Genomic DNA, 23,927 nt, shown 5'->3' on the forward strand with positions numbered 1-23,927 from the left:
AGCGCAGGAGGCCCGTCCGGCAGGACATAGTCTTCAATATGGGTTGGGTTGGTTGCTCAGGATCTCTTTGCCTCCGCTTTGCGCAATGAAGAAGGTTTTGCCCGGAAGCGAAGGCACAGGGTCGGAGAGACTCTGCCAGAGGAAGATGCGGCGAGGTTCAAGCCAACGGACTTTGAGGGAGAGGGCGTCCTCGAAGATGGGTGGGGCGTCGGGAAAGAAGGAGCCGTACCAGAGGTTGGAGCTGCGGCCGTCGAGGATGTGGAGGTCGCTGCGTCCGAGATAAAAGCCGAGGGTGCTGGCGCTCTCGTACTCGCCGTGGATGACGATGAGGTCGCTGGGCTTGAGTTCGGGCTCGATGGCGGTGGCTAACTGGCGGGAGCTTAGGACGGGGAAGAAGATCTGCAGGCCGACGTGTGCGGCGAGCACGAACCCAAAGGTGGCGGCGGCGAGGCAGAGGTTTGCGGCGTGGGGCTGGTAGGCGCGACGGAGGAGCCAGTTGGCGAGGGTGCCGGTGAAGAGCGCGATGGCGGTGAGGAGGAGCGGGTCATGGAAGGCGCCCATGGCCTGGGCGTTGAGGTCGAGGAAGTGGCCGAAGGAGAGGGCGTAGTCGCCGGGATTTTGTTTGAGGAGCGAGGCGAGGTCGATGACGGGGTTTGGCGGGGCGGAGCGTTGGAGGAAGAAGCCTGCGGTGAGGGCGGCGAGGGAGCCGAGGACGAGAAGGACGACGGAGATGCGCTGGCCGGAGCGGACGAGTGGGGCGGGGACGGTGAAGGACTCGGCTTCGGTGGCTTCATGGTCGAGCCAGGCGGCGATGAGGAGGATCATAGCGGGGAGGGCGGGGAGGACGTAGTACTCCTGGCGGGTGGAGAAGGAGAAGAAGAGGACAGGGATGATGGCCCACAGGCCGAGGAGGAGGCGGGTGTTTTCGCGCTGGGTGAGGGTGCGGATGGAGACTCGCGGACGGAGGGCTTTGCGCCAGGGGATGGTGACGAGGGCATGGTAGAGAAAGGCGCTCCAAGGCATGATCCAGACGAGGATGAAGGCCCAGAAGAGAGGGAGGGGGACGGTGTCGTAGTCGCGGGGGACGCGGAGGTTGAGATAGCGGAGGAGCTGCTCGTTGACAAAGTAGAACCAGAGCCAGCCGTGGACGTTGCCGTCGGTAGGGAGGGGAACGGACCAGTGGCCGTGCGAGAAGGTGAGTGCTCCGGGATGGCCCTGGGTGGGGTTGGCGAGGGCGATGAGGATGTGCCAGGGCGCGGCGATGACGAGGAAGACGATGGTGCTGGAGAGTGGGTGGAGCTGGCGGATGCGGGTTAGGACGGCGCGGAGGCTGCGGCGGGTGAGAATGAGGTGGGCGAGGACGATGAGGAGGGGGAAGACGATGCCGATGAGGCCTTTGGTAAGGACGTTGAGGGCGCAGGAGGCGGCGAAGAGCCAGCAGAGGGTGATGCTTGCTTGGGGTTGTGGGTGGGCTTTTGTTTGCTGCCCGGTTTGTTCGGTGGCCCAGTAGAAGAAGAGAGCCAGGGCGAGCCAGAGGCAGACGTCGGCGTCGGGCAGGAGGATGCGGGTGAAGATGAAGATGCCGAAGCTGGAGAGGAGCATGAGGCCGGCGTAGAGGCCGGCTCGGGGAGAGAAGGCGCGGCGGGCGAAGCCTTCGAGGAGGAGGGCGAGCGAGAGGACGGTGAGGGCTATTGGCAGGCGCGCGGCTGCGGTGTTGACGCCGAAGAGTTTGAAGCTGAGGGCCATGCTCCAGTAGAGGATGGGGGCTTTTTCGAGGTAGCGGATGCCGTTGGCGTAGAGGGTGACCCAATCGTGGCGGAGGAGCATCTCGCGGGCGACTTCGGCGTGGACGGAGTCGGCGTCGTCGAGCAGCGGGGGGACGAAGAGGGTGAGGGTTGCGTAGAAGAGGAGCCAGAGGACGATGAGGATGAGGCGGTTGCGGCGCGTCTCCTGGGCTGGGGTGGTCACGTGAACAGTGTAATGAGAGCGACCGCGGATTAACGCGGAGGCACGCGGATAAAAAGGCGGAGGATAGAGACCGATCAAGACCGGATTGGAGCGATTGGATAGAACGCAGGCTATTTTGCGAGCGGCTTTGTGGGTTTGTATGCTGGCGTCGTGGAGCCGTGTTTTGCCTTTCATCCGTTTTCATCCGTTTTGATCCGCAGTCGACCTTTATGTGGGGGGAGGGGTTTGTCGTAGACTCAGGCTGACTGATGATGATGCGTGAACCTGCACAAATGAGTGGGGCGTCTGGTCCTCTTGCTTTTGGTCCTCCGACCGAGCTGATCTTTGGGGATTGGTATCCTGCGCTGTGTGCCGTGGAGCTGCGCCCAGGCAAGACGGCGAAGGCTCTGCTGCTGGGGGTTCCGCTGCTGCTGGGACGGAAGACTGGTGGAAAGCTGTTTGCGATGCGGGATCTTTGTCCGCATCGGGGGATTCCGCTGTCGGCTGGGTGGTTTGATGGGGAGACGGTGACGTGCAAGTATCACGGGTGGAAGTTTGAGCCTTGCAGTGGGCAGTGCAGGGAGATTCCTTCGCTGACCAATCATGAGACGCTGGACCCGACGAAGATCTATGCGGGGGCGTTTCCTTGCGAGGAGCGCGATGGGTTTGCGTGGGTGTATCTGCCGGAGGCCGGTGCGGGGCGAGTGCAGGGGTTGGAGACGCTGCCTCCGGTGCCGGAGGTGCCGAAGTTTTCGGCGAGGTTTCGGAGCGCGCACCTGGTGGCGGAGCTGCCTTGCAATGTGGATCACGGGATTATCGGTTTGATGGATCCGGCACATGGGCCGTTTGTGCATCAGGCTTGGTGGTGGCGGTCGGCGGCTAGTATTCATGAGAAGACGAAGCACTTTGAGCCGCTGGAGGACCGGGAGAACAACGGGAGGAATGCCGGGTTTCGGATGTCGTCGCATGCTCCGAGCGCGAACTCGGCGCCGTATAAGTTGCTGGGGGTTTATGGCGAGCCGATTACGACGACGATTGATTTTGTCTTGCCGAATCGGCGGTACGAGACGATACGCGCTGGGGATAAGTGGTTCTCGAGTTTGACTACGATTACGCCGGTGACGGCTTCGACTTGCAGGATTGATGTGGTTGCGGCGTGGAATGTCTTTTACTGGGTTCCATTTGTAACTTCGATTGCTACTTTCTTTGGGGCCCGGTTTGTGCGGCAGGATCAGGAGACGATGATTGAGCAGGCCGAGGGGTTGAGGTTTCATCCGGGATTGATGCTGATCGATGATGCGGATAAGCCGGCGAAGTGGTACTTCGCTTTGAAGCAGGCTCGGTTGAAGGGGACGGGAGAGCATCCGCTAAGTGGGCCGGTTACGCTGCACTGGCGGAGTTAACTGCTGCCTAAGAATGCTTGTTGCAAGAATGTGTCCTGCCGGACGGGCTCCCTGCGCGGGAGGCGGTCACTTCGTGACTTGTATACCTTTTCTGGGTGAGGGATCGGCTCAGGGCCTCCCGTTGGTCGGCGGTTACGATTTGGCTGTGCTGGCGATTGCCTTGCGGAGGGTGGGGATGCCTCCGGGTCTGACGGAGCCGTGGCCGCAGGCGAAGCGCTCGATGGGGTAGGTGAGCAGTTTGTTGGCGCTGGCGAGTGCGATGGATTTATCCCAGGTGGCGAGGTTCGGCAGAGGGAAGTACCAGGGGGCGAAGCCGCTAACGGTGAGGTGGCCCATGGCGATGAGGGCGTCGCCGGCGTAGAGGGTGCCGTCGCGCTGGTCGAGGAAGGCGAGGTGGCCAGGGATGTGGCCGGGGGTTTCAATGGCGAGAAGGGAGCCGTAGAGTTCGCCTTCGGTGACGAGACGCGTAGGGCGGGCGTCGATGCCGGGGAGGCCACCGCGAATCTCTTCGTTGGGTTCGCCGGGCTGAGGAGACTTGTTGGGGGGCTTTTGCAGAAGCGGAAGGCTGCGGGCGTTCGAGGTAAACTCTATTTGTGTGGCGCCTAGCTTTGCCAGGAGGGCATCTACGGAGCCGACATGGTCTACGTGGGCATGAGTGATCAGGATGCGACGGATGGGTGCGCCCAGGGCTTTCGCAGCGGCGAGAATATCGTCGGCGGAGTTGGCGAGGTTGGCGTCGATCAGGGTGAAGCCGTCGGTCTCGCGGACGAGATAGCAGTTGATGAGGCCGAAGCGGGTGAGTTGATGGGCGTTGGCGGTAATCGGTGTGGTTTTCATAATGGACGCTAAGGAAGAGAGTACCTGCGTGGATGTTGAGTTGCCCGGAAGAGACCGAACAGACTGAGATTGATGCATGTATGGCGGCTGCGATAGGGTTGGTTCCGTTCTAATGCTCGTACCAAGTGATGGTCTGGTCTGTTGGGTTGAGACTGATTGGATTGATGGATTGGTTGGGCTGACATAGTATGTTTCGCACACTCCCTACGGCCTCTTGAAAGCAGGTTGTTGTCGTGAATGCGATCTGAGCGTCTGATTTCCAGTGCTCTCATCGATGCCTCTTATAGCAGATGTAGTGCAGCTTTATGACGGGACAGTCTGTTGTGAATGGAGAGGTGATGCGAGATATTTCAAGACGGTCTTTCGCTTTGTCGATTACGGTTTCGTTGATCGGTTTTTTCACGATCTATGCAGGGTTGGGATGGAGTGAGGTAGCGCAGCAGATGACGCCGCTGCTGATTGCGGTTCATGATGCGCCGGTGCCTTTCAAAGGTTCGGACGGCCAGGTGCACCTGGTCTATGAGGTGTGGCTGGCGAATATCTCGAGTGGCGAGGCGGATATTCAAGATGTTGAGGTGATCGGTGACGGTGGGGTTCTGCAGAGGCTGGACGCAGCGGCGGTCTCTCGTCGTCTTCAGCCTGCGGGTTTGCGCGAAGCTTCCGGGGTGCTTGCCCGGGGCACGCAGTCGATACTTTTTTTGAACGTCATTCTTCCGAATGGTTCTCCAATTCCGAAGCAGCTTCTGCATCGGATCAAGGCGCACTACAGCGCTGCGCCTCCGGGACAACAGGAGATCACCGAGACTGGCGGCGCAACGACGCCGGACCTTCAGCCGGTTGCGCAGATCGGTGCGCCTCTGCGTGGGGATGGTTACGTCTCTGCTGATTCGTGTTGCGATGCGACGCGCCACACCCGGGCTGCGTTACCTATCAATGGGCGCGTCTATGTGGCTCAACGTTACGCTGTCGATTGGGAGCAGTTGGATGCAAACGGCCGTATCTATTCAGGTCCAAGAGAAAAACTTGAGAGCTATACGATCTTCGGAAAGCCTGTCTATGCGGTTGCAGATGGGGTGGTAGCCGTTGCGATTACGGGCCTGCCTGAACAGACGCCGGGGAAGTATCCCACGAATATTCCGATTGAAGACGCGGATGGGAACGCGATCATTGAGGATATCGGGGGGCATCATTTTGCCTGTTACGCGCACATGCAGTCGGCGAGCATCAATCTTCATCGCGGCGATCGAGTGAAGCGCGGACAGATCATTGGCCTGGTGGGGAACTCGGGTAATTCTGTAGCACCGCATCTGCACTTTCATGTGATGAGTTCGGAGTTGTCGCTTGCTTCGAACGGGCTGCCATATCAAATTGATGCCTTCAAAGTGACGGGTGCGACGCCCGGCACGGAGGCTTTCGACGAAGCAGAGGCCAACGGGACACCACTTGCAATTAATGTGTTCTCTCCTCCGCACCAGATAGAGAATTCGCTGCCGCTCGATCAACTGATTATCTCGTTGTCGCCTCGGTAGCGCGCTTCGATGCTTCGAGGGCTGCGGCTTCGAGGCAGATCATAGCACGCTTCATGCGCTGGTTGGTGGTGTTTAGAATGTAGTGAAACAGCCCATTCGTATCGAGGAACTATCGTTGCTTGGCTATGTCTCAAAAGCTTTTAGACGTCACCTGAACTTTCGCCGTGTCGTAGGCCTTTATCGGCGTCGCTTGTCACGGAAGATCTTTGCAAAGTGCGGCGGCATTGTGCAGTATGGGCCGTTTGCCGGGATGCAATGGTTAGACAACCCTCGCTGGGGCCGATCGGAGCAGGGCGTTATGATTCTCGGCCTGTACGAGCAGGAGGTCCTCGAGAACCTTGCAGGGGCCCCTGCTCACTTTCGAGTGTTTGTCGATGTCGGCGCTGCGGACGGATACTACGCTGTCGGTCTTCTTCATAGTGGCAAAGTCGATCGCTCCGTAGCCTTCGAATCCATTCCCGAGTGCCGCACGGCCATCAGTCGGCTGGCTGATAAAAACGGCGTCTTGGACAAGATAACGATTCTCGGCACGGCATCGGATCGTTTCGTTGATACTCTTCGCACTCACAAGATCAACTCGCACGAGACGATGTTTCTTATCGATATTGAAGGCGCGGAGTTCAAAGTACTTACCGAGGAAGTTTTTGCCTTCCTGAAAGATTCGATGATCATCGTCGAAACTCATGCCCATATCTATGCCGATCCCCAAGGGGAGATGGAGCGTCTCGTGGAGAGAGCTTCTTTGACGCATCGCGTAACAACCTGGTATCCAGGAGCTCGCAATCCCTGGACGATCAAGGAGCTGGAAGAGTTCACGGAGATAGATCGATGGATTCTATGCTCTGAAGGGCGTGTCGAGGTCCAACAATGGCTACGCTTTGATCCTTTGTAAGGTCACTCCCGAGTACTGAGAGCTAGAAGGTGCTGACGCCTTCTTCGATGACGAGCTGATCGACCTTGATGTTCATGGTCTCGCCCAGTTTTTTGAAGCCTTCCTTCCACTCGTCGGTCCAGTAGTTGGTGTCGCTGCGACGGAGGAGGTCGTTCCAGATGTTCTGGGCCTGCCAGATGTTTACCTCGAAGGGCATCTTGTGGGTGGCCTCTGCGACTACGATGGCTGCGGCGAGGGCGTCGGCGGCTTGCGGATCGCCTGAAGCTGCGGCTTCGAGGCGGATCATGGCGCGCTTCATGCGCTGTCCTGTGGTGTAGCTGAGGAGTTGCGTGTCGAGAGGGATTTGATCGGCTTCGGCGCGGCTGATGAGTGCTTCGATTTCGGCGTTGTCGAAGGTTTCGGACTCGATGGCCTGACGGAGGCTGGCGTTGATGGCGAATCGGGCTGCGGTGGCGAGGGCGGGCGGGGCGGTCATGCCGGACTCGGTGAGGAAGTGCATGAGGGAGGCGTGGTCTTCGTAGATCTTGCGGAGGGAGTGCTCCATCTCGGAGACGGTCTGGTTGAGGATGGTGCTGAGGATGCGATGCTGCTCGTCGGCGAAGAGGGAGGTTAGCGAGTAGGCGGTTTCGCCGAAGAAGCGGTCGATGAGGCGGATGACCTCGGGGAGGTTGGCGCGACGGATGGCGGTGCTGATGTCGGTGGAGAAGGTGGCGAAGGCTTCGACCTCGGCTGGGTTGTTGGAGTTGTAGGCTTTGACGGCGGCGGATAGGTTCTGGTCGCCGAGGTGGAGTACGGCGAAGCAGAGCTCTTCACTCTCCTCGGTGATGCGGGAGTAGAGGAGCGCGCGGCCGAGGGCGACGCGGCCGCGGCCGGAGTTGAAGACCTCCTGCGATTCGCGGTGGACGTCGAAGCAGAAGAGCTCGCCGTGCTCTGGATAGGCGCGGAAGATGGAGCTGATGGCGTAGTGAGCACCGACCTGTTCGAGGCCGATCTTCATGCTCTTGACGTAGCGGCGGTAGACTTCGGCGCCGTCGCCCATCTCGGGGACGTTGCTTTTTGCGCGGGCGAGGCGGGTAAGGAACTCGGCTTCGAGGGCGACGCCGGGAGGGCCGAAGAGTTTGGCGGCGAGCTGGAGGACACGTCCGGCGTAGGCGATGATCTGGACAGTTTCGATGCCGGAGATCTCGTCGAAGAACCAGCCGCAGCTGGTGTACATGAGCTGGGTGTGGCGTTCGAGCTCCATGAGTTCGAGTGCGCTGACGCGCTCGTCTTCGGTGAGGTGGCGGATGGCGTGGTCGGCGAAGAAGCGGATGATGGAGGCAGGGGAGCGGTCGAGGACGACGTGGATATAGGCTTCGCGGGCGACCCAGAGATCTTTGAAGAGGGATTGGGAGAGCTTTTCGGCGAGCGGTGCGGTGGCGTCGCGGAGGTAGTCGAGGGATTCGCGCAGGGGGGCGCGCCACTCTTGGTTCCAGCCGGCCTTGCCACCGTTGCAGCCGCAGTTGGAGCGCCAGCGTTCGACGCCGTGGGCGCAGGACCAGGAGGTGTCTTCGGCGACTTCTGCCTCCCACTTGGGCGGGAATTTTTCGAGAAACTCGCCGTAGTTGGTGAGTTTGGCCTGTGCGCCTTCCTCGATCCAGTGCATGGCATAGGAGAGGGCCATCTCGCCGTGTTTGTGGTGGTGGCCGTAGCTTTCGCCGTCGGTGGCGACGTGGGAGAGCTGGGCGATCTCGGGGTCGCCGGGGGAGGCTGGGTGGAAGCCTCCGAGGAGGCGGCTGCCGAAGTTTTCTCCGCTGTTGAGTAGGCCTTCAAAGGCGATGGCGCGGGAGCCGGGGCCATCGTAGAAGAAGACGGCGATGCTGCGGCCTTCGTCGAGTTTTACAAGGTAGGGGTGGGTCGGGTCGACGTTGGCGCTGGGCGTCTGGGTCCAGGGCTCTTCGGCTGGAGCGGCTGCTGCGGCGACGGGGTCGAGGTTCGGTTTGGAGGTAGTGCCAGCGGGCGGCTCGAGGCGGCGGACACGGGCGCATTGAACGGGGGCGAGGATGGTGAATTTAATGCCCTCCTGCGCCATGAGGTCGAGCACATTGCGATTGACGGCGGTCTCGGCGAGCCACATGCCTTCGGGTTTGCGGCCGAAGCGGGATTCGAAGTCGGCGATGCCCCAGCGGATCTGGGTGAGGGCGTCGCGGCGGCTGGCGAGGGGCATGATGATGTGGTTATAGACCTGGGCGACGGCGGATCCATGGCCGCTGTAGTGCTGGGCGCTGACCTTGTCGGCATCGACGATCATGCGGTAGGCGCGGGGGGCTTTCTGCTGGAGCCAGCTGAGGAGGGTGGGGCCGAAGTTGAAGCTCATCCGGGCGTAGTTGTTCATGATGCGGATGATCTCGTTCTGCTTGTTGGTGATGCGGGAGGCGCCGTTGGGGGCGTAGCACTCGGCGGTGATGCGGTCGTTCCAGTCGTGATAGGGGGCGGCGGAGTCCTGGACCTCGACGGTTTCGAGCCAGGGGTTTTCGCGGGGTGGCTGGTAAAAGTGGCCGTGGATGCAGACGAAGCGGGGGGCTTCGACGGCGGCGGGTTTGCTTTTTGTGGATGTCTTCGACTTTGCCATTGATCCTTTTGTCCTGCCGGACGGGCCCACTGCGCGTGGGGCGGTCACTTCGTGACGCGTATACCTTTCATGGACGATACAAAATGCAAGGGCCTCCCGTTGGTCGGCGCGAGAGATTTATTTCCGACCAACGGGAGGAGCTATGTTGCTCAGTTTACCGGGACAAGGTATACGCGTCACGAAGTGACCGCCCTCCGCGAAGGAGGCTCGTCCGGCAGGACATGGGTTTGGATGCAGTTTATGGCTCGGAGTTCAAAGGAAGGGTGAGTTTTCCGGCTGCGAGGTCGCAGGCGCGCCAGAGATACCAGCTTGCGACCGAAGACCAGGGCTGCCATTTTTTTGCGCGGCGGTGCATGACGTCGGGCTTGGGGAGGTCGGCGGGGGTGACCTTGTCGGCTGGTTTGAGTTTGCCGAAGGTGAGGGCAAAGCCTTTGCGGACGCCGTAGTCGTCGACGGGCAGGACGTTGGGTCGGCCAAGGCGGAAGATGAGGAGCATCTCGACGGTCCAGCGACCGATGCCACGGACCTGGGTTAGGTGCTCGATGATGGCTTCGTCGGACATGCGACGGATGCGGATGAGGGTGGGGACGGTGCCGTCGAGGGTTTTGGCGGCGAGGTCGCGGAGGGCGAGGGATTTGTTGTGGGAGAGGCCGGCGGCGCGGAGTTGCTCGTTGGGGCAGTCGAGCAGGTGCTGGGCGGCGAAGTGCTCGTTGGCGGTGACGGGGTAGAAGCTTTCGAGCAGGCGGCGGTGGATGGTGGCGGCTGCTTTGCCGTGGAGTTGCTGATAGATGATGCTCTCGACTAAGGCCTCGAAGGGCGATTGGGTGCTGGAGACGCGGAGGGTAAAGGGGCCGGCGCGTTCGATGAGCTTGCCTAGTTTGGGATCGGCGGCGGATAGATCTAATAAGGCCTGGGCGGCATCGTAACGGGGAGAGCGCGGAGTGTGGTGTGGTCGCGGCATGAGACTGACGGTATCGCAGGAGAGGCGGAAAAGTCTTGTGCGCGATTAGCAGAATTCGGACTAACTTGGTTTGCATTTACAAGTCCGATACGTTTCGGGCAGGGTAGATGTAGCGGTCAGTTTCAGCCGATGAACAGCCATGCACGAGATGTTGTGTATGGATTTGAAGCGGGTTCGATAATCGGATGTTGCGGCAGGAAAATCAGTTGCGAGTTGTTGCGGATGAGTTGAGGTGGGGTTTTCCACTGCTATACTCTGAGTCTCGAAGACAGAAATTTTCGGGGTCGCTCCGATTACGGACGCTCCGATCGCCGCGTATGGATTGCGCGGCAAAAGTAGCGAGACGCAGTATCTAAAATCTTGACAGCAACTTCTCAACCCTTAGCTCAGGTAATGCAGAGGAAGCAGGAACGTACTCATGGCGCAAGTTTTTGACCGCAGTTCGAACGCGCTGGCTCGATTCAGCCTTGTTTTGACGGGCGTAATCGTTATCGCGCTCGGCGTAACGCTGGACCAGCTACAGCGATCACCGTGGGTGACGCGGCAGGGCCAGCGGCCGGATCAGCCGATACCGTTCAGCCACAAGCACCACGTTGAGGGACTTGGCCTGCAGTGCCAGTACTGTCACACGCAGGTGGAGAAGGCTGCGTATGCGGGGATTCCTCCGACGAAGACCTGTATCAACTGTCATGCGCAGATCTGGACAAATGCTCAACTGCTGGAGCCGGTGCGGCAGAGTTGGGCGACGGGGGCTTCGATTCAGTGGATTCGGGTGCACGACCTTCCGGACTACGTTTACTTCAACCACCAGATTCACGTGAACAAGGGCATCGGCTGCGCCAGCTGTCATGGGCGCGTGGACGAGATGCCGCTGATGTATCAGCAAAACACGCTTCAGATGGAGTGGTGTTTGAACTGCCATCGTAATCCGGCGGTGAATCTGCGGCCGACCAGCGAGATCTACAACATGGCGTGGGCTGGTCCTTCGAGTGAGCGACCGGTGTGGTGTTCGAGTACGGGTACGGGCGCGGCTGGTTCTGGACCGACGGCGCAGAATGTAAGCTGCACGACGATGAATCCTTCGGGCAAAGGGCCGGAGCTGGCGATGCTGCAGATGAACACTGAGGCGAATGGGCCGACGTCGAGCGATGTTCCTCCGCTGGGGATCACGATGCCAGCGAGCTATCAAAAGTTTACGAACCAGAGTGACCTGGGCAAGTATCTGACGGCTCAGTACCACATCCGCAATCCGGAGCAGCTGTCGAGCTGTGAGACGTGCCACCGATGAAGACGACTGGAAACAAGACGACCGGGAATGGAACTGAAGACACGATGGCTGAGATGAAAGCACCGGCAGGACAACCCGTAGTGGTGACTCAGATTGCACCGGCGAAGATGACGCTTGCTGAGGTTCATGCCAAGTTGGATGGCAAGACGGGGCGACGCTTCTGGAAGAATCTGGACGAGTTGGCGGATACGCCGGCGTTCCACGAGTTGATGAGGGAAGAGTTTCCACGGCAGGCTGGAGCGGGCGAGTGGGTCGATGCGGTAAGTCGGCGTGGCTTCCTGAAGGTGATGGGCGCGTCGCTGGCGCTGGCGGGGTTGGCGGGTTGTACGAAGCAGCCGGATGAGCCGATCTTTCCGTACATCAAGCAGCCGGAGGATCTGGTTCTTGGCAAGCCGATGTACTTTGCGACGGCGTATCCGTTCCCGACCGGTGCGATTCCGGTGCTGGTGAAGTCGGATTCGTTCCGGCCGATCAAGGTGGATGGCAATCCTGAACATCCGATGTCGAAGGGTAAGTCCGACGCCTTTACGCAGGCTACGCTACTTGATCTATACGACCCTGACCGTTCTCAGCATGTGCTGCATCGCGGCGAAGTTGCGTCGTGGGGCGAGTTTCAGCAGGCGTTTGCTACCGCTGCGAAGAAGACCTCTGGCGGCCAGGGCATTTATTTTCTGAGTGAGACGATTACTTCGCCGACGCTGGCGGCGCAATGGAAGCAGGTGCAGGCGGCTTATCCTCAGGCAAAGCTGGTGCAGTGGGAGCCGGTGAATCAGGACTCCTCGCGCGCGGCTTCAAAGGCGGCGTTCGGTAGCTATACGGACACGCAGTACAAGCTGGAAGAGGCAGACGTCATTCTCTCGCTCGATGCGGATTTCCTGGGTGGCATCGCTCATCCGGGCTTCCTGCCGCTGGCTTCGGGCTATGCGGAACGGCATCGGTATGAAGAGGGTAAGATGATGAACCGGCTGTACGTCGTCGAGACCATGCCGACGGTGACGGGGTTCAAGGCGGAGCATCGGCTGGCGCTGAAGCCGAGTGAGATTGCGACGTTCGCGCAGGCGTTGGCGAGCGGCTCCGCTCCGCAAGGCGCGGGCTTACAGGGTTTTGGACCGGAACAGCAGAAGTTTTTTGCTGCGTTGAGCGCTGATCTGAAGAATAGCGGCGGCAAGTGCGTTGTGATTCCAGGAGAGCAAGCTTCGCCGACGGTTCATGCAGCGGCTTATGCGCTGAACTCTTCTCTGGGGGCAGTGGGCAAGACGGTGATTTACACCGAGACGGTGAACCCGATGCCGACCGAACAGGTTGCGGAGCTGAAGTCGCTGGTTGCCGATATGAAGGCTGGCAAGGTGCAATGGCTGGTGATGCTTGGCGTCAATCCGATCTACTCGGCACCGTGGGATCTTGGCTTCAGAGACGCATTCGCAAATGTTCCAGTGACGGCGCAGCTTGCCTCGCATGTGGATGAGACGGGTGCGATCTCGAACTGGCATATCAATAGAAGCCACTACCTGGAGAGCTGGTCGGATGCACGGGCCTACGACGGTACGATCTCGATTATTCAGCCGATGATCGACCCGATGTATGGCGGCAAGTCATCGCATGATGTGTTGCAAGCGCTGCTGGCGGATCCGCAGCAGTCGGCTTATGACGTTGTTGTTGCGAATGCGAAGACCTACACCAAGGGCGACTTTGCTACCTCGTGGCGTAAGGCTCTCCACGATGGTTGGGTGGAAGGAACTGCGTTCACGGCGAAGGCTGGTGGTGCGAGTAAGAGTGCTGTCGCGTCCTTTCCCGCTGCTGCTGCTCCGAGTGGACTTGAAGTTTCGTTCCGGCCTGATCCTTCGATCTACGATGGGCGGTTCGCGAATGTGGGGTGGTTGCAGGAGTTGCCCAAGCAGGTGACGAATCTGAGCTGGGATAACGCGGCCATCATGAGCATTAATACGCTCGCCGACTTGAAGCTCGATGAATCCGATCCAGTGAAGATTTCGTTGAATGGCCGCGAGGTGATTGCGCCGGCGATGATGATTCCGGGGCATCCTGATGGCGTGATCACGGTTCATCTTGGCTTTGGCCGAGGCGTTGAGGCGGGTCGTGTTGGTCAGGGCGTCGGCTTCGATGCTTACCAGATTCGCACTACCGATGGGCTGCTATCGGTTTCAGGCGCGACCGCAAAGAAGGTACCGGGAACGTACGATCTTTGCATCACGAAGGTCCACAACATCGAGCATCGCGGCAGCTTTGCGCAGCACGATCTGGAGAAGCCACTCTCGGATAAAGACGGTGTGTACTCCCTGGCTGGGCATGAGGCGGAGGAGCGATCGATCATCCGCTACGCCACGCTCGATGAGGTGAAGAAGAATCCGAACTTCGCTCACGAGGGCGGGACAAGCGGAACGCTGATCGATAAGGTAGGGTATTCGCCGCAGGGTGAGAAGGTTCCGCACGACAACTCGTTCTTCCCGGATAACTGGAACTACGAGAAGCAGGATCCGTCGACGCTGAAGATTCAAAATGCGTGGGGCATGGCGATTGACCTGAACAGCTGCATCGGTTGCAACGCCTGCATTGTTAGTTGCTATGCGGAGAACAACATTCCTGTCGTGGGTCGCGAGCAGGTGAAGGTTGGGCGCAACATGCAGTGGCTGCGTATCGATACCTACTTTGAGGGCGATCTACATGCTCCAAAGGCGCACTTTCAGCCGATGGCCTGCCAGCACTGCGAAAACGCAGGTTGTGAACAGGTCTGCCCAGTGGGCGCTACGGTGCATACGCCGGAGGGGATCAACACGATGGTTTACAACCGCTGCGTGGGGACCCGTTACTGCTCCAATAACTGCCCGTATAAGGTTCGCCGGTTCAACTTCCTGTTGTACTCGGACTATGACACGGAGAGCCTCAAGTTCATGCGGAATCCTGACGTGTCGGTTCGTTCGCGCGGCGTAATGGAGAAGTGCAGCTACTGCGTGCAGCGAATTGAGGCAGTGAAGATTGTGGCGGATAAGGAAAACCGCGAGATTCGTGACGGCGAGATTGTGACGGCATGCCAGCAGGCCTGCCCGACCAGCGCTATTACGTTCGGCAATATCAACGACAAGGCAAGCAACGTGGCAAAGGCCAAGGCTGAGGAGCGCGATTACCAGGTACTCGCCGATCTCAACTTCCGTCCGCGCACCACCTATACGGCCGGAGTCATCAACCCGCACCCGGAGCTGGCATAATGGCGACTAAAGGACCCATGCAGGACCCGAGCGTCGATCCCATGATCGACCCGCGTACCGGCGAATACGCGGTAATCGCGCCGGGCCATAACTTCAAGTCGGTGACGCAGAAGATTGCGGGTATCGTGCTGACGTCGAACACTCCGCTGGGCTGGTTCTTTGGCCTGATGGTAGGCGGTGGCGTGGCCATGGGCGTGGTGGTCGGCTGTACCTGGCTGTTCCTGAAGGGCGTCGGAATCTGGGGCGTCACGATTCCGGGCGCATGGGGATTCGCCATCATCAACTTTGTGTGGTGGATCGGTATCGGCCACGCGGGCACGCTGATCTCGGCGATTCTGCTGCTGTTCAAGCAGACCTGGCGTAACTCGATCAACCGGTTTGCTGAGGCGATGACGATCTTTGCCGTGGTCTGCGCAGGAACGTTTCCTCTAATTCACGTTGGTCGCCCGTGGTTGGCGTACTGGCTCTTCCCTTACCCGAACACAATGAACGTGTGGCCGCAGTTCCGCAGCCCGCTGGCCTGGGACGTTTTTGCGGTTTCGACGTATGCCTCGATCTCGATCATCTTCTGGTATATCGGAATGATTCCCGACTTTGGGACACTGCGCGACCGGGCTACGATGCCGGCGGCGAAGTACTTCTATGGGATGCTGTCGCTGGGCTGGCGTGGTTCGACCCGACACTGGATCCGCTATGAGTCAGCTTCCCTGCTGTTGGCTGGCCTTTCAACGCCACTGGTGCTCTCGGTGCATACGGTCATCAGCTTCGACTTCGCGGTGGCGGCGCTGGCGGGGTGGCATACGACGATCTTCCCGCCATACTTCGTTGCCGGTGCAGTGTACTCGGGTTTTGCCATGGTGCTGACGCTGGCGATTCCGATCCGCAAGTTCTACCACATGGAAGATCTGGTGACGCTGCGGCACCTGGACAACATGGCGAAGGTGATGCTGGCGACGGGTTCGATTGTGGCTTACGGCTACGGCATGGAGGTCTTCATGGCGTGGTATTCGGCCAGCCACTGGGAGTTCTTCATGATGTGGAACCGTATGTTCGGGCCGATGGGCTGGGCGTACTGGATCCTGATCCTGACTAACATCGCGATTCCGCTGACGACGCTCTGGTCGCGCAAGCTGCGGGTGAATGTGACGTTCCTGTTTATCCTGTCGCTCATCGTGAATACGGGTATGTGGTTTGAGCGCTTTGTCATCGTGGTTACCAGCCTCTACCGCGAGTATCTGCCTTCGAGCTGGGGTACCTACCGCGCGACGAAGTGGGACTACATGATTTACGTGGGAACGATGGGCCTGTTTACGTTCCTGTTCTTCCTGTTTGTTCGGTTCCTGCCGATGATTCCGATGTCCGAGATTCGAATGATGCTGCCGCAGACGAAGGTAACGCCTGGCGGAGCCAATGCCGAAACGATCAGTGAGGAGTCCGCCTAATGCCGCCGCGCGAAGGAATTTACGGAATGCTGGCCGAGTTTAATACGCCCAGCGAGTTAGTGTATGCGACTCAAGAGGCGCATCGTGCGGGCTATCGACGCATGGAGTGCTACACGCCGTATCCGGTGGAAGAGGCGGCTGAGGCGCTGCACTTCCATAAGACGCGGGTGCCGATGGTGTGCCTGATCGGTGGCTTGATGGGAGTAACGACGGCGTTTCTGATGGAGACCTGGATCAATGTGTGGGCGTATCCGTTGAATATCGCCGGCCGGCCGTTATTTTCCTGGCCTGCGTTTATTATTCCCGCCTACGAGTGGACGATTTTATTCGCCGGTTTTTCGGCGGCTCTCGGAATGCTCGCACTGAATGGTCTGCCGCAGCTTTATCATCCGGTCTTCAACGCGCCGAACTTCAGGAATGGCGCGACGACCGATAAGTTCTTCCTGTGTCTCGAGGCGGTTGATCCGAAGTTCTCGTTGAGCGAGACGCGGACGTTTCTTGAGCAGTTCCCTGCGGTCTCCGTGGTGGAGGTGGATCATTAATACGCAAGTAAGATTGACATCCCGACGCCTTGGCCTCGCCACTGCAGCATTGTCTCTGCTGGTGGTGACGGGCTGCCGTCAGGATATGCATAATCAGCCGAAGTTTTACCCGCAACGTGGCACAGACTTCTATGCGGATGGCCGTTCGGTGCGTCCGCAGGTCGAGGATACGGTTGCTCGGAATCAGCTCCATGAAGATGCCTACTTTTATACCGGGCTGGTAAATGGAAAAGAGGGTGATGGTATGCCCTTCCCGGCGACCATGCAGGTGCTCGAGCGGGGGCAGGAGCGTTACAACGTCTACTGCACGCCGTGCCACTCGCGGGTTGGCAATGGGATTGGAATGATTGTGCAGCGCGGGTACTCGAAGGCTGGCAGCTTTCATTCGGCTCGGCTCGAGACTGCTCCGCTCGGACACTTCTTCCATGTGATCTCGAATGGGTATGGTTCCATGCCTGATTATTCGGCGCAGATCGTGCCGGCGGATCGCTGGGCGATTGTCGCTTATATCAAGGCACTGCAGCTGAGCCAGAAGGCGACGCAGGCTGACGTGGCGTCCGGATCTCATGTTGAGTCGCTTGCCAGCATCGCCGAACGGGAGGGTTTGCCGGCCTCCTTCGCCGATGAGTGGGTGCTACCGCCAACGGCTGTGACGGGCACGCCCGACAATGGACTTTATGTGCTCCCTGTCACAGGAGCCGGAGCTGCTGGAACTACGGCGGCTGCTCCATCACGAAACAACGCAGCTGCGCCGGCGGCGTCTGCCGGACAAACCGCACCGAAGCAGTAACCTCGGAAGCTTCCGAACGAAGGCTTGAAACGCATGTCATCTGGACACGAACATAACGGCGGGCAACACGATCACTCCCACCACGGGCCGCGAGTACTGCCTGCGTCGCTGGCTGCGCCGGAGATTCTCTCGGCGTGGCGGATGCGCGCGCTGATTGTCTTTGCGGTTGCCTCGATTCTGTCGATCTTCTTCGCCTTCACCCATGAGGGAAAGAATCATATCCTCCGCGCCTACCTGTTGGGCTACATGATCTGCTTCAGCTTTGCGGGTGGTGGGCTGGTGATGTTGATGCTGCAGTATGTCAGCGGAGGCAAGTGGGGCCTGCTGCTTCGGCGCCCGCTAGAGGCGATGTCGCGCACGATCTGGCTGGTGGGCCTTATGTTCGTGCCGATCATCTTCCTGTGGAAGCATCTGTATCAGTGGGCAGCGTTCCCGACAGCTGGAGCCGTGGCTCAGGCGTTGTCGAATCATGCCGTGTCGCTTGAGCAGGCGATGACGCTCAACGACAAGAGGGCCATGTTGAATCCGGCAGCCGCAATCTTCCAGACGGTCGTGATCTTTGCGATCCTCGGCCTGTTCGTGTTTCTACTGAACAAATGGTCGCTTCAGCGCGACGCCGATCCAGCGCGCGGGACTGAGCCAAGTTTTGATCGCTGGCGGGTGAAGTTTGAGAATCTGAGCGGCATTGGCATTTTGATCTACGTCATTCTGCTCACTGATGGCGCGATCGTCTGGATCAAGTCACTGGACATCACCTGGTACTCGTCGATCTGGGGTTTGCAGTTCCTGGTCGGGCAAGGGTACGCTGTGCTCGCGCTCGGCATTCTGACGGTGATTCTGCTTTCGCGGTTTGAGCCGATGAAGACGATGCTGAGGGCGACGGAGCAGCACGACCTGGGCAAGCTGGCATTTGCGTTTGTGATGCTCAATATCTACCTTTGCTTTGCCGAGTTCCTGATTATCTGGTCGGGCAACGTGCCGGACGAGATTCCTTGGTACCTGAATCGAATTCATGGTGGATGGTGGTATGTCTGCTCTCTGGACTTCATCTGCCACTGGCTGATTCCCTTCTGCCTGCTGCTATCGCGCGACCTGAAGCGGAACAAGCAGAAGATGATCTGGCTGACGTGCTTCATGATCTTTGCGCGCTGCGTGGATATGTTCTGGCTGATTGAGCCGAACTTCGCCGATGCCGCGGGTAATCTTCACCTAGCCGGGAATGTTGGAATTCTTGCCTATATCACTGTGCCCGTAGCTGTGATCTCGCTGTGGGCGGCTTACTACATGACGCAACTGCAAGCACGTCCTTTGCTCAATGTGAACGATCCTCACGTTGAAGAGATGTTGGAGCCTGAACATGCCCACTAACGATCACGAGATGCATCAAACGCCGGGCCCGCACGACCAGCATGTTCGCGATGCTGACTCGCCGGGATATGAGACGACCGACGTCAACGCCGGCGGTGTGGCTGTGTTTCTGGCTGGCCTGTTCGGGTTCGTGCTGGTCTTCTTTGTCTTCTGCTTTGTGATGGGTAAGGTCATCAACTCGGCGATTGAAAAATCGGATGGGCCAACGACCAAGTGGAACAAGCTGTCGGACTTTGCTGGTGCGGAGACGACCAACGGCAAACGTCAGGACCTGGCCAGCAACCCGGAGATGCAGCAGAAAGAGTTTCAGCAGATGACGTCGACCTTTCCGGAGCCACGCCTGGATATCGATGACGGCAACCAGGCGACGGCAGATATGCATGCCCGCGAGGATCTGCTGCTTGACAACTACAGCGTAACTCCTGCGGAGAATGGCTCGATTCGGATTCCTATCTCTCGTGCGATGGAGTTGATTGTGCAGCGTGGTCTCCCGGTCAATAGCCAGGCGGCAGCGGCTACGGTCGAGATGGCTGGAGACGAGAAGCCGGTGGTTTTGGCTCCGTTAACCTCTGGATTTGCCCGAACCGGATATGAGCTTGAGGTCATAGAAGCGCGGGAACAAAAGATGAGCTATGGCAAAGCGGAAGCAGCTAACCAGGCAGAGCTTGCCCCAACGAAGTAAAAATTTGCGCTGGCAGATTTAGCATAGAGAGAGATATATGAGATACGGGCGGACAATTCGGGGTGGGTGGCAGGCGGCAATTTTCTGCTGCGCGCTGTTGAGCGCCCCCCTGTTTGCCCAAGTCACAAGCTACGGGGATAAGCAGAGTGGCGATAACTCCGGCGATCAGCTGCCGCAGGTGCTGCAGAAGGTTGGGGTTTCGCAGCATCTGAACCAACAGCTTCCACTGGACGCTTCGTTTGTGGACGACACAGGGAAGACTGTAAAGCTGGGTGACTACTTTGGAAAACATCCCGCGATTCTTTCGCTGGTCTATTACAACTGCCCCATGTTGTGCTCTGAGGAGCTGGACGGACTGACCGGTGCGTTGGAGATGGTGAAGCTCGCGCCTGGGAAAGATTTCGATGTGGTCATCATCAGCATCGACCCCAGCGAGACGCCGGAGACTGCAGCTGCGAAGAAGGCTTTTTATGTAAAGCGTTATGGGCGCCCCGAGACGGCTTCCGGCTGGCACTTCCTTACAGGGCAGCGTCCGGCGATTGATGCGGTGACGAATGCGGTCGGGTTTGGATATGTCAAGGTTCCGGGACCCGATGGCAAGCTGACGCAGTTTGCTCACGCCAGTTCGATTGAGATTGTTACGACAGACGGAAAGCTGGCGCAGTACTACCTCGGCGTGGAGTACTCCCCGAAGGACATACTGCTGGGCTTGATCGATGCTTCGGGCAACAAGATTGGTTCTCCGGTTGCGAACATTTTGACCTACTGCTATCACTACGATCCGCAGACGAACAAGCAATCCCTAAGAATCGCCCGCGTGGTGCAGCTCGGCGGGATCGTAACGGTGGCAGGGCTTGGCGGATTCATGTTTTTGATGTTCCGGAAAGATGTCAACTCCGCGCGCGAACACGACCTGACTAAGAAAGAAACGGATAAAGGGTAACGATGCATATCAGTCCAGTCCTGTGGCAATTTTTGGTGAAGTGGCTCAACGCTTCGGCGCTCTTTCCGCGCGAGGCATCGACCATCGCGCCCTACGCTGACGCGCTCTACTTCTTCCTGCTGTTGATCACGGTGGTTGGTCTGGTGCTGGTAGGCGTCCTGGTCTTCGGCTTCTCGATTCGCTATCGCAAGGAGAAGCACCCGGTCGCGGTCCAGGTGGAGGGCTCGACGCTGCTTGAGGCGACCTGGACCATCATTCCTCTCGCTCTGTTCCTGATTGTGTTTGTCTGGGGCGCATTGTTGTACTTCCGCATCTACAATCCTCCGACCAATGCGATGAATATCTATGTGGTCGGCAAGCAGTGGATGTGGAAGGCGGAGCATCCCGGCGGCCAGCACGAGATCAACGCGCTGCATGTGCCAACCGGCCGTCCCGTGCAGTTGACGATGATCTCGCAGGATGTATTTCACAGCTTTTCTATTCCCGACTTCCGCGTAAAGCGCGAGGTGATTCCGGGGCGCTACTCGACGGTCTGGTTCCAGGCCACAACTCCGGGAACTTACCATATCTTCTGCACGCAATATTGCGGGACGAATCACTCGGCGATGATTGGCGAAGTCACTGTATTAAGTCCGGATGACTACGACAAGTGGACACAGGAGTCCACCAGCGGGATGTCGCTAGCTCAAAATGGCGAGAGACTCTTTGCCAGTATGGGGTGCAACGCATGCCATTCGGGAAGTGCTGCGGCGCGTGGGCCAAATCTTGCGGGTGTTTACGGCTCGAAGCTACAACTGGCCAGCGGGTCGCAGGTTCTGGTCAACGATGCGTATCTCCGTGACTCGATCCTGAATCCTTCGCAACATATTACGGCTGGATATGCGCCGATTATGCCGACCTATCAGGGACAGATCAGTGAAGACGGCCTGATCGATCTGGTCGAGTACATCAAAGCTATGCAGAACAACTACCGTGTGCAGCAGACGCTGACCACGTCACAGTCGAACCAAGCGGCGCCGACAACGCCAGGGACGGTGAAGCCATGAGTGCAACCCATACAATAGTCAACTTGCCTGATCAGAGAACGGCTACGCTTCCGAAGCGTAACTATTTGAACAATGAGGATGGGCTGCTCAGCTGGTTGTTTACTGGTGACCACAAGCGCATTGCGATCCTATATCTGATCTCGATCACGTTCTTCTTCTTCATCGGGGGTGCGTTTGCGGGTCTCATCAGGCTTGAACTGCTGACACCACAACCCGATCTAGTGGCTTCAGATACATACAATAAGTTTTTCTCCATGCACGGCATTATCATGATCTTTCTCTTTCTGGTTCCGTCGGTGCCGGCGACCTTGGGGAACTTTCTGATACCGATTATGATCGGCGCGAAGGACCTGGCGTTTCCAAAAGTGAATCTGCTGAGTTGGTACCTGTACTGGATTGGCGGGTTGTTTACCATGGCCGCGTTGGTTCTGGGTGGTGTCGATACGGGCTGGACATTCACGACTCCTCTGTCGACGCATTATCTGAATACCCATGTGGTGACAGCCGCTACAGGAGTTTTCATCATTGGATTTTCGTCAATCTTCACTGGATTGAACTTCATCGTTACAATCCACCGGATGCGGGCGCCAGGCATGACGTGGTTCCGTATGCCGCTTTTTTGCTGGTCAAACTACGCCGCGTCGATTCTGATGGTGCTTGGAACGCCGGTTCTGGCGATCACGCTGGTTCTCGTTGCTCTCGAGAGGCTGGTCGGGATTGGCGTCTTCGATCCGACTAAGGGCGGCGATCCGCTACTGTTTCAGCATCTTTTCTGGTTCTATTCTCACCCTGCGGTATACATCATGATTCTGCCGGGTATGGGTGTGATCTCTGAGGTGATTAGTACCTTTAGTCGCAAGCGGGTGTTCGGTTATACGGCGGTCGCATTCTCGTCTGTGGCGATTGCTCTGTTCGGTTTCTTTGTCTGGGCTCACCACATGTTCATCATGGGTGTGTCGAACTACTCGGCACTCGTGTTCTCTCTGCTGACTATGCTTGTGGCGGTACCTTCTGCAATCAAGATCTTCAACTGGGCGTTTACGCTGCAGAAGGGATCGATCACCTTTGAGACTCCGATGCTCTATGCGTTTGGGTTTCTGGGGCTGTTCACGATTGGTGGTATGACGGGAGTATTTCTGGGTGCCCTGGGCATGGACATCCATCTGACAGAGACGTACTTCATTGTTGCTCACTTTCACTTTGTGATGGTGGGTGGGATGTTGATGGCGTTTCTTGCGGGTATCCACTTCTGGTGGCCGAAGATGACCGGGCGTATGTATCCTGAGTCGCTCTCCAAGCTTGCCGCGGTAACGACCTTTATCGGATTCAACCTGACCTTCCTGCCGCAGTTCATTCTTGGCTACCTGGGAATGCCACGGCGCTACCATGCATATCCGCCCGAGTTCCAGGTGCTCAATGTACTGTCAACTGCGGGAGCTACCGTACTCGGTGTCGGTTATATGTTGCCGCTGCTGTACCTGGGGTGGTCGCTGAAGTATGGTGCGATTGCAGGCAATAATCCATGGCAGGCCACCGGACTGGAGTGGCAGATTCAGTCGCCACCGCTGACAGAAAACTTTATCGAGACGCCCGTCGTTGATCATGAAGCTTATGACTACGAATGGCTCGCCCACAAGACTGCACAAGAGGTGACGACCGTTGGATAATGCGATCGTAGCTACGCATCCACACACGCACGAGACTGCGGTTGCGGCAGAACATGAGCACGTCGTTCTGCCACAGCACCGCCATCACTTTGAGACGAAGGAGCAGCAGCGCGAGGCTGCCACATTCGGCATGTGGCTGTTTCTGCTGACTGAGATCATGTTCTTTGGTGGTTTGTTTTTCGCCTACCTGCTGTACCGCAACTGGTACCATGATGCGTTCGTCGTGTCTTCCAATCAGCTCAGTATTCCTTTGGGCGCGGCTAACACCGCTATCCTTATCAGCTCGGGGTTCTTTATGGCGCTCGGGGTGTGGGCTGCGGAGGTGCAGAAGAAGGGGCTTCTTGTTCTTTTTCTGGTGCTCACGACCTTCTTTGGGGTCGCCTTTCTCGGGATCAAAGCGGTTGAGTATCACGAGAAGTGGGAGAAGCATCACATCCCAGGCGCACACTTTGATGTCTCCGAGTTCATCAATCCCCAGGCGTATGGATTGAAGGAGAAGCCGCTCGCACCGGATATGGCACAGAAGACGCAGGTCTTCTTCTTTCTCTATTTTGCGATGACGGGCATGCACGCGTTCCACATGATCCTGGGAATCGGGCTTTTGTTCTGGCTTACATGGCGTGCCAATCGGGGGGAGTTCTCGTCAGGATATGTCGCGCCTATCGAAAACTTCGGATTGTATTGGCACTTCGTGGATATTGTCTGGCTCTTTCTGTTCCCATTGCTTTATCTGATCAACCGACACCCCGGCTCCTAGC

General features: G+C 58.3%; 18 protein-coding genes. 14 read left to right on the forward strand and 4 right to left on the reverse strand.

Features of this window, described 5'->3' with window-relative positions:
• Positions 1 to 33: 33 nt before the first annotated feature.
• Positions 34 to 2,142, reverse strand: coding sequence for a phospholipid carrier-dependent glycosyltransferase (locus RBB75_RS08125; RefSeq protein WP_353070131.1), 2,109 nt, complete (start codon positions 2,140 to 2,142; stop codon positions 34 to 36).
• A 74-nt stretch (positions 2,143 to 2,216) separates the two neighbouring features.
• Here RBB75_RS08125 and RBB75_RS08130 point away from each other — a divergent pair, with 74 nt between their 5' ends.
• Positions 2,217 to 3,350, forward strand: coding sequence for a Rieske 2Fe-2S domain-containing protein (locus RBB75_RS08130; RefSeq protein ID WP_434557150.1), 1,134 nt, complete (start codon positions 2,217 to 2,219; stop codon positions 3,348 to 3,350).
• A 132-nt stretch (positions 3,351 to 3,482) separates the two neighbouring features.
• On the opposite strand, the gene RBB75_RS08135 is transcribed toward RBB75_RS08130, so the two are convergent.
• Entirely contained in the window at positions 3,483 to 4,187 is a 705-nt protein-coding gene (locus RBB75_RS08135) for an MBL fold metallo-hydrolase (RefSeq protein ID WP_179640329.1), read from the reverse strand.
• 338 nt (positions 4,188 to 4,525) lie between these two features.
• Between RBB75_RS08135 and RBB75_RS08140 the strand changes: the two genes are divergently transcribed.
• Positions 4,526 to 5,716 (forward strand): M23 family metallopeptidase, encoded by a 1,191-nt coding sequence (locus RBB75_RS08140; protein ID WP_179640330.1) that lies wholly within the window; start codon positions 4,526 to 4,528, stop codon positions 5,714 to 5,716.
• An 82-nt stretch (positions 5,717 to 5,798) separates the two neighbouring features.
• A complete protein-coding gene (locus RBB75_RS08145) occupies positions 5,799 to 6,608 on the forward strand; it encodes a hypothetical protein (protein ID WP_179640331.1) in 810 nt (269 codons plus the stop codon).
• A gap of 22 nt (positions 6,609 to 6,630) precedes the next feature.
• On the opposite strand, the gene RBB75_RS08150 is transcribed toward RBB75_RS08145, so the two are convergent.
• Both RBB75_RS08150 and RBB75_RS08155 read right to left on the reverse strand, forming a co-directional pair.
• Positions 6,631 to 9,219, reverse strand: coding sequence for a DUF3536 domain-containing protein (locus tag RBB75_RS08150; protein WP_353070132.1), 2,589 nt, complete (start codon positions 9,217 to 9,219; stop codon positions 6,631 to 6,633).
• 238 nt (positions 9,220 to 9,457) lie between these two features.
• Complete coding sequence (locus RBB75_RS08155) at positions 9,458 to 10,180, reverse strand: DNA-3-methyladenine glycosylase family protein (protein WP_179640333.1); 723 nt, start codon at positions 10,178 to 10,180, stop codon at positions 9,458 to 9,460.
• A 418-nt stretch (positions 10,181 to 10,598) separates the two neighbouring features.
• On the opposite strand from RBB75_RS08155, the gene RBB75_RS08160 reads away from it, so the two are divergent.
• From RBB75_RS08160 to RBB75_RS08210, 11 genes are read left to right on the forward strand one after another with little or no spacing between them, the layout of a single operon-like run.
• On the forward strand, positions 10,599 to 11,468 hold the full coding sequence (locus tag RBB75_RS08160) for a cytochrome c3 family protein (protein ID WP_179640334.1): 870 nt from the start codon (positions 10,599 to 10,601) through the stop codon (positions 11,466 to 11,468).
• Positions 11,465 to 14,689, forward strand: a complete 3,225-nt coding sequence (locus RBB75_RS08165) for a TAT-variant-translocated molybdopterin oxidoreductase (protein WP_353070133.1) — start codon at positions 11,465 to 11,467, stop codon at positions 14,687 to 14,689. Before RBB75_RS08160 ends, RBB75_RS08165 begins: the two co-directional genes overlap by 4 nt.
• Positions 14,689 to 16,131 carry an NrfD/PsrC family molybdoenzyme membrane anchor subunit gene (nrfD, locus tag RBB75_RS08170; protein WP_353070134.1) on the forward strand — a complete coding sequence of 481 codons (1,443 nt, stop codon included), beginning with the start codon at positions 14,689 to 14,691 and terminating at the stop codon, positions 16,129 to 16,131. The genes RBB75_RS08165 and nrfD overlap by 1 nt, the downstream gene beginning before the upstream one ends.
• Positions 16,131 to 16,673 (forward strand): DUF3341 domain-containing protein, encoded by a 543-nt coding sequence (locus tag RBB75_RS08175; RefSeq protein WP_353070135.1) that lies wholly within the window; start codon positions 16,131 to 16,133, stop codon positions 16,671 to 16,673. Before nrfD ends, RBB75_RS08175 begins: the two co-directional genes overlap by 1 nt.
• Positions 16,674 to 16,686: 13 nt before the next feature.
• Complete coding sequence (locus RBB75_RS08180; RefSeq protein ID WP_353070136.1) at positions 16,687 to 17,463, forward strand: c-type cytochrome; 777 nt, start codon at positions 16,687 to 16,689, stop codon at positions 17,461 to 17,463.
• Positions 17,464 to 17,496: 33 nt separating this feature from the next.
• On the forward strand, positions 17,497 to 18,831 hold the full coding sequence (locus tag RBB75_RS08185) for a hypothetical protein (protein WP_179640338.1): 1,335 nt from the start codon (positions 17,497 to 17,499) through the stop codon (positions 18,829 to 18,831).
• On the forward strand, positions 18,821 to 19,513 hold the full coding sequence (locus tag RBB75_RS08190; RefSeq protein WP_353070137.1) for a hypothetical protein: 693 nt from the start codon (positions 18,821 to 18,823) through the stop codon (positions 19,511 to 19,513). Before RBB75_RS08185 ends, RBB75_RS08190 begins: the two co-directional genes overlap by 11 nt.
• 37 nt (positions 19,514 to 19,550) lie before the next feature.
• Entirely contained in the window at positions 19,551 to 20,456 is a 906-nt protein-coding gene (locus RBB75_RS08195; protein ID WP_353070138.1) for an SCO family protein, read from the forward strand.
• A 2-nt stretch (positions 20,457 to 20,458) separates the two neighbouring features.
• Complete coding sequence (gene coxB, locus RBB75_RS08200; protein ID WP_179640341.1) at positions 20,459 to 21,502, forward strand: cytochrome c oxidase subunit II; 1,044 nt, start codon at positions 20,459 to 20,461, stop codon at positions 21,500 to 21,502.
• Positions 21,499 to 23,169, forward strand: a complete 1,671-nt coding sequence (locus RBB75_RS08205; RefSeq protein ID WP_353070139.1) for a cytochrome c oxidase subunit I — start codon at positions 21,499 to 21,501, stop codon at positions 23,167 to 23,169. Before coxB ends, RBB75_RS08205 begins: the two co-directional genes overlap by 4 nt.
• On the forward strand, positions 23,162 to 23,926 hold the full coding sequence (locus tag RBB75_RS08210; RefSeq protein ID WP_179640343.1) for a cytochrome c oxidase subunit 3: 765 nt from the start codon (positions 23,162 to 23,164) through the stop codon (positions 23,924 to 23,926). Before RBB75_RS08205 ends, RBB75_RS08210 begins: the two co-directional genes overlap by 8 nt.
• Position 23,927 lies beyond the last annotated feature (1 nt).

It is taken from the genome of Tunturibacter empetritectus (assembly GCF_040358985.1).
GTDB lineage: Bacteria > Acidobacteriota > Terriglobia > Terriglobales > Acidobacteriaceae > Edaphobacter > Edaphobacter empetritectus.

Coding starts and splice junctions, on each gene's coding strand:
- nrfD (WP_353070134.1), top strand. CDS start 14,689: ATGGCGACTAAAGGACCCATGCAGGACCCGAGCGTCGATCCCATGATC.
- RBB75_RS08155 (WP_179640333.1), bottom strand. CDS start 10,180: ATGCCGCGACCACACCACACTCCGCGCTCTCCCCGTTACGATGCCGCC.
- coxB (WP_179640341.1), top strand. CDS start 20,459: ATGCATATCAGTCCAGTCCTGTGGCAATTTTTGGTGAAGTGGCTCAAC.
- RBB75_RS08190 (WP_353070137.1), top strand. CDS start 18,821: ATGCCCACTAACGATCACGAGATGCATCAAACGCCGGGCCCGCACGAC.
- RBB75_RS08165 (WP_353070133.1), top strand. CDS start 11,465: ATGAAGACGACTGGAAACAAGACGACCGGGAATGGAACTGAAGACACG.
- RBB75_RS08175 (WP_353070135.1), top strand. CDS start 16,131: ATGCCGCCGCGCGAAGGAATTTACGGAATGCTGGCCGAGTTTAATACG.
- RBB75_RS08195 (WP_353070138.1), top strand. CDS start 19,551: ATGAGATACGGGCGGACAATTCGGGGTGGGTGGCAGGCGGCAATTTTC.
- RBB75_RS08125 (WP_353070131.1), bottom strand. CDS start 2,142: ATGAAAGGCAAAACACGGCTCCACGACGCCAGCATACAAACCCACAAA.
- RBB75_RS08135 (WP_179640329.1), bottom strand. CDS start 4,187: ATGAAAACCACACCGATTACCGCCAACGCCCATCAACTCACCCGCTTC.
- RBB75_RS08130 (WP_434557150.1), top strand. CDS start 2,217: ATGATGATGCGTGAACCTGCACAAATGAGTGGGGCGTCTGGTCCTCTT.
- RBB75_RS08140 (WP_179640330.1), top strand. CDS start 4,526: ATGCGAGATATTTCAAGACGGTCTTTCGCTTTGTCGATTACGGTTTCG.
- RBB75_RS08160 (WP_179640334.1), top strand. CDS start 10,599: ATGGCGCAAGTTTTTGACCGCAGTTCGAACGCGCTGGCTCGATTCAGC.
- RBB75_RS08205 (WP_353070139.1), top strand. CDS start 21,499: ATGAGTGCAACCCATACAATAGTCAACTTGCCTGATCAGAGAACGGCT.
- RBB75_RS08150 (WP_353070132.1), bottom strand. CDS start 9,219: ATGGCAAAGTCGAAGACATCCACAAAAAGCAAACCCGCCGCCGTCGAA.
- RBB75_RS08185 (WP_179640338.1), top strand. CDS start 17,497: ATGTCATCTGGACACGAACATAACGGCGGGCAACACGATCACTCCCAC.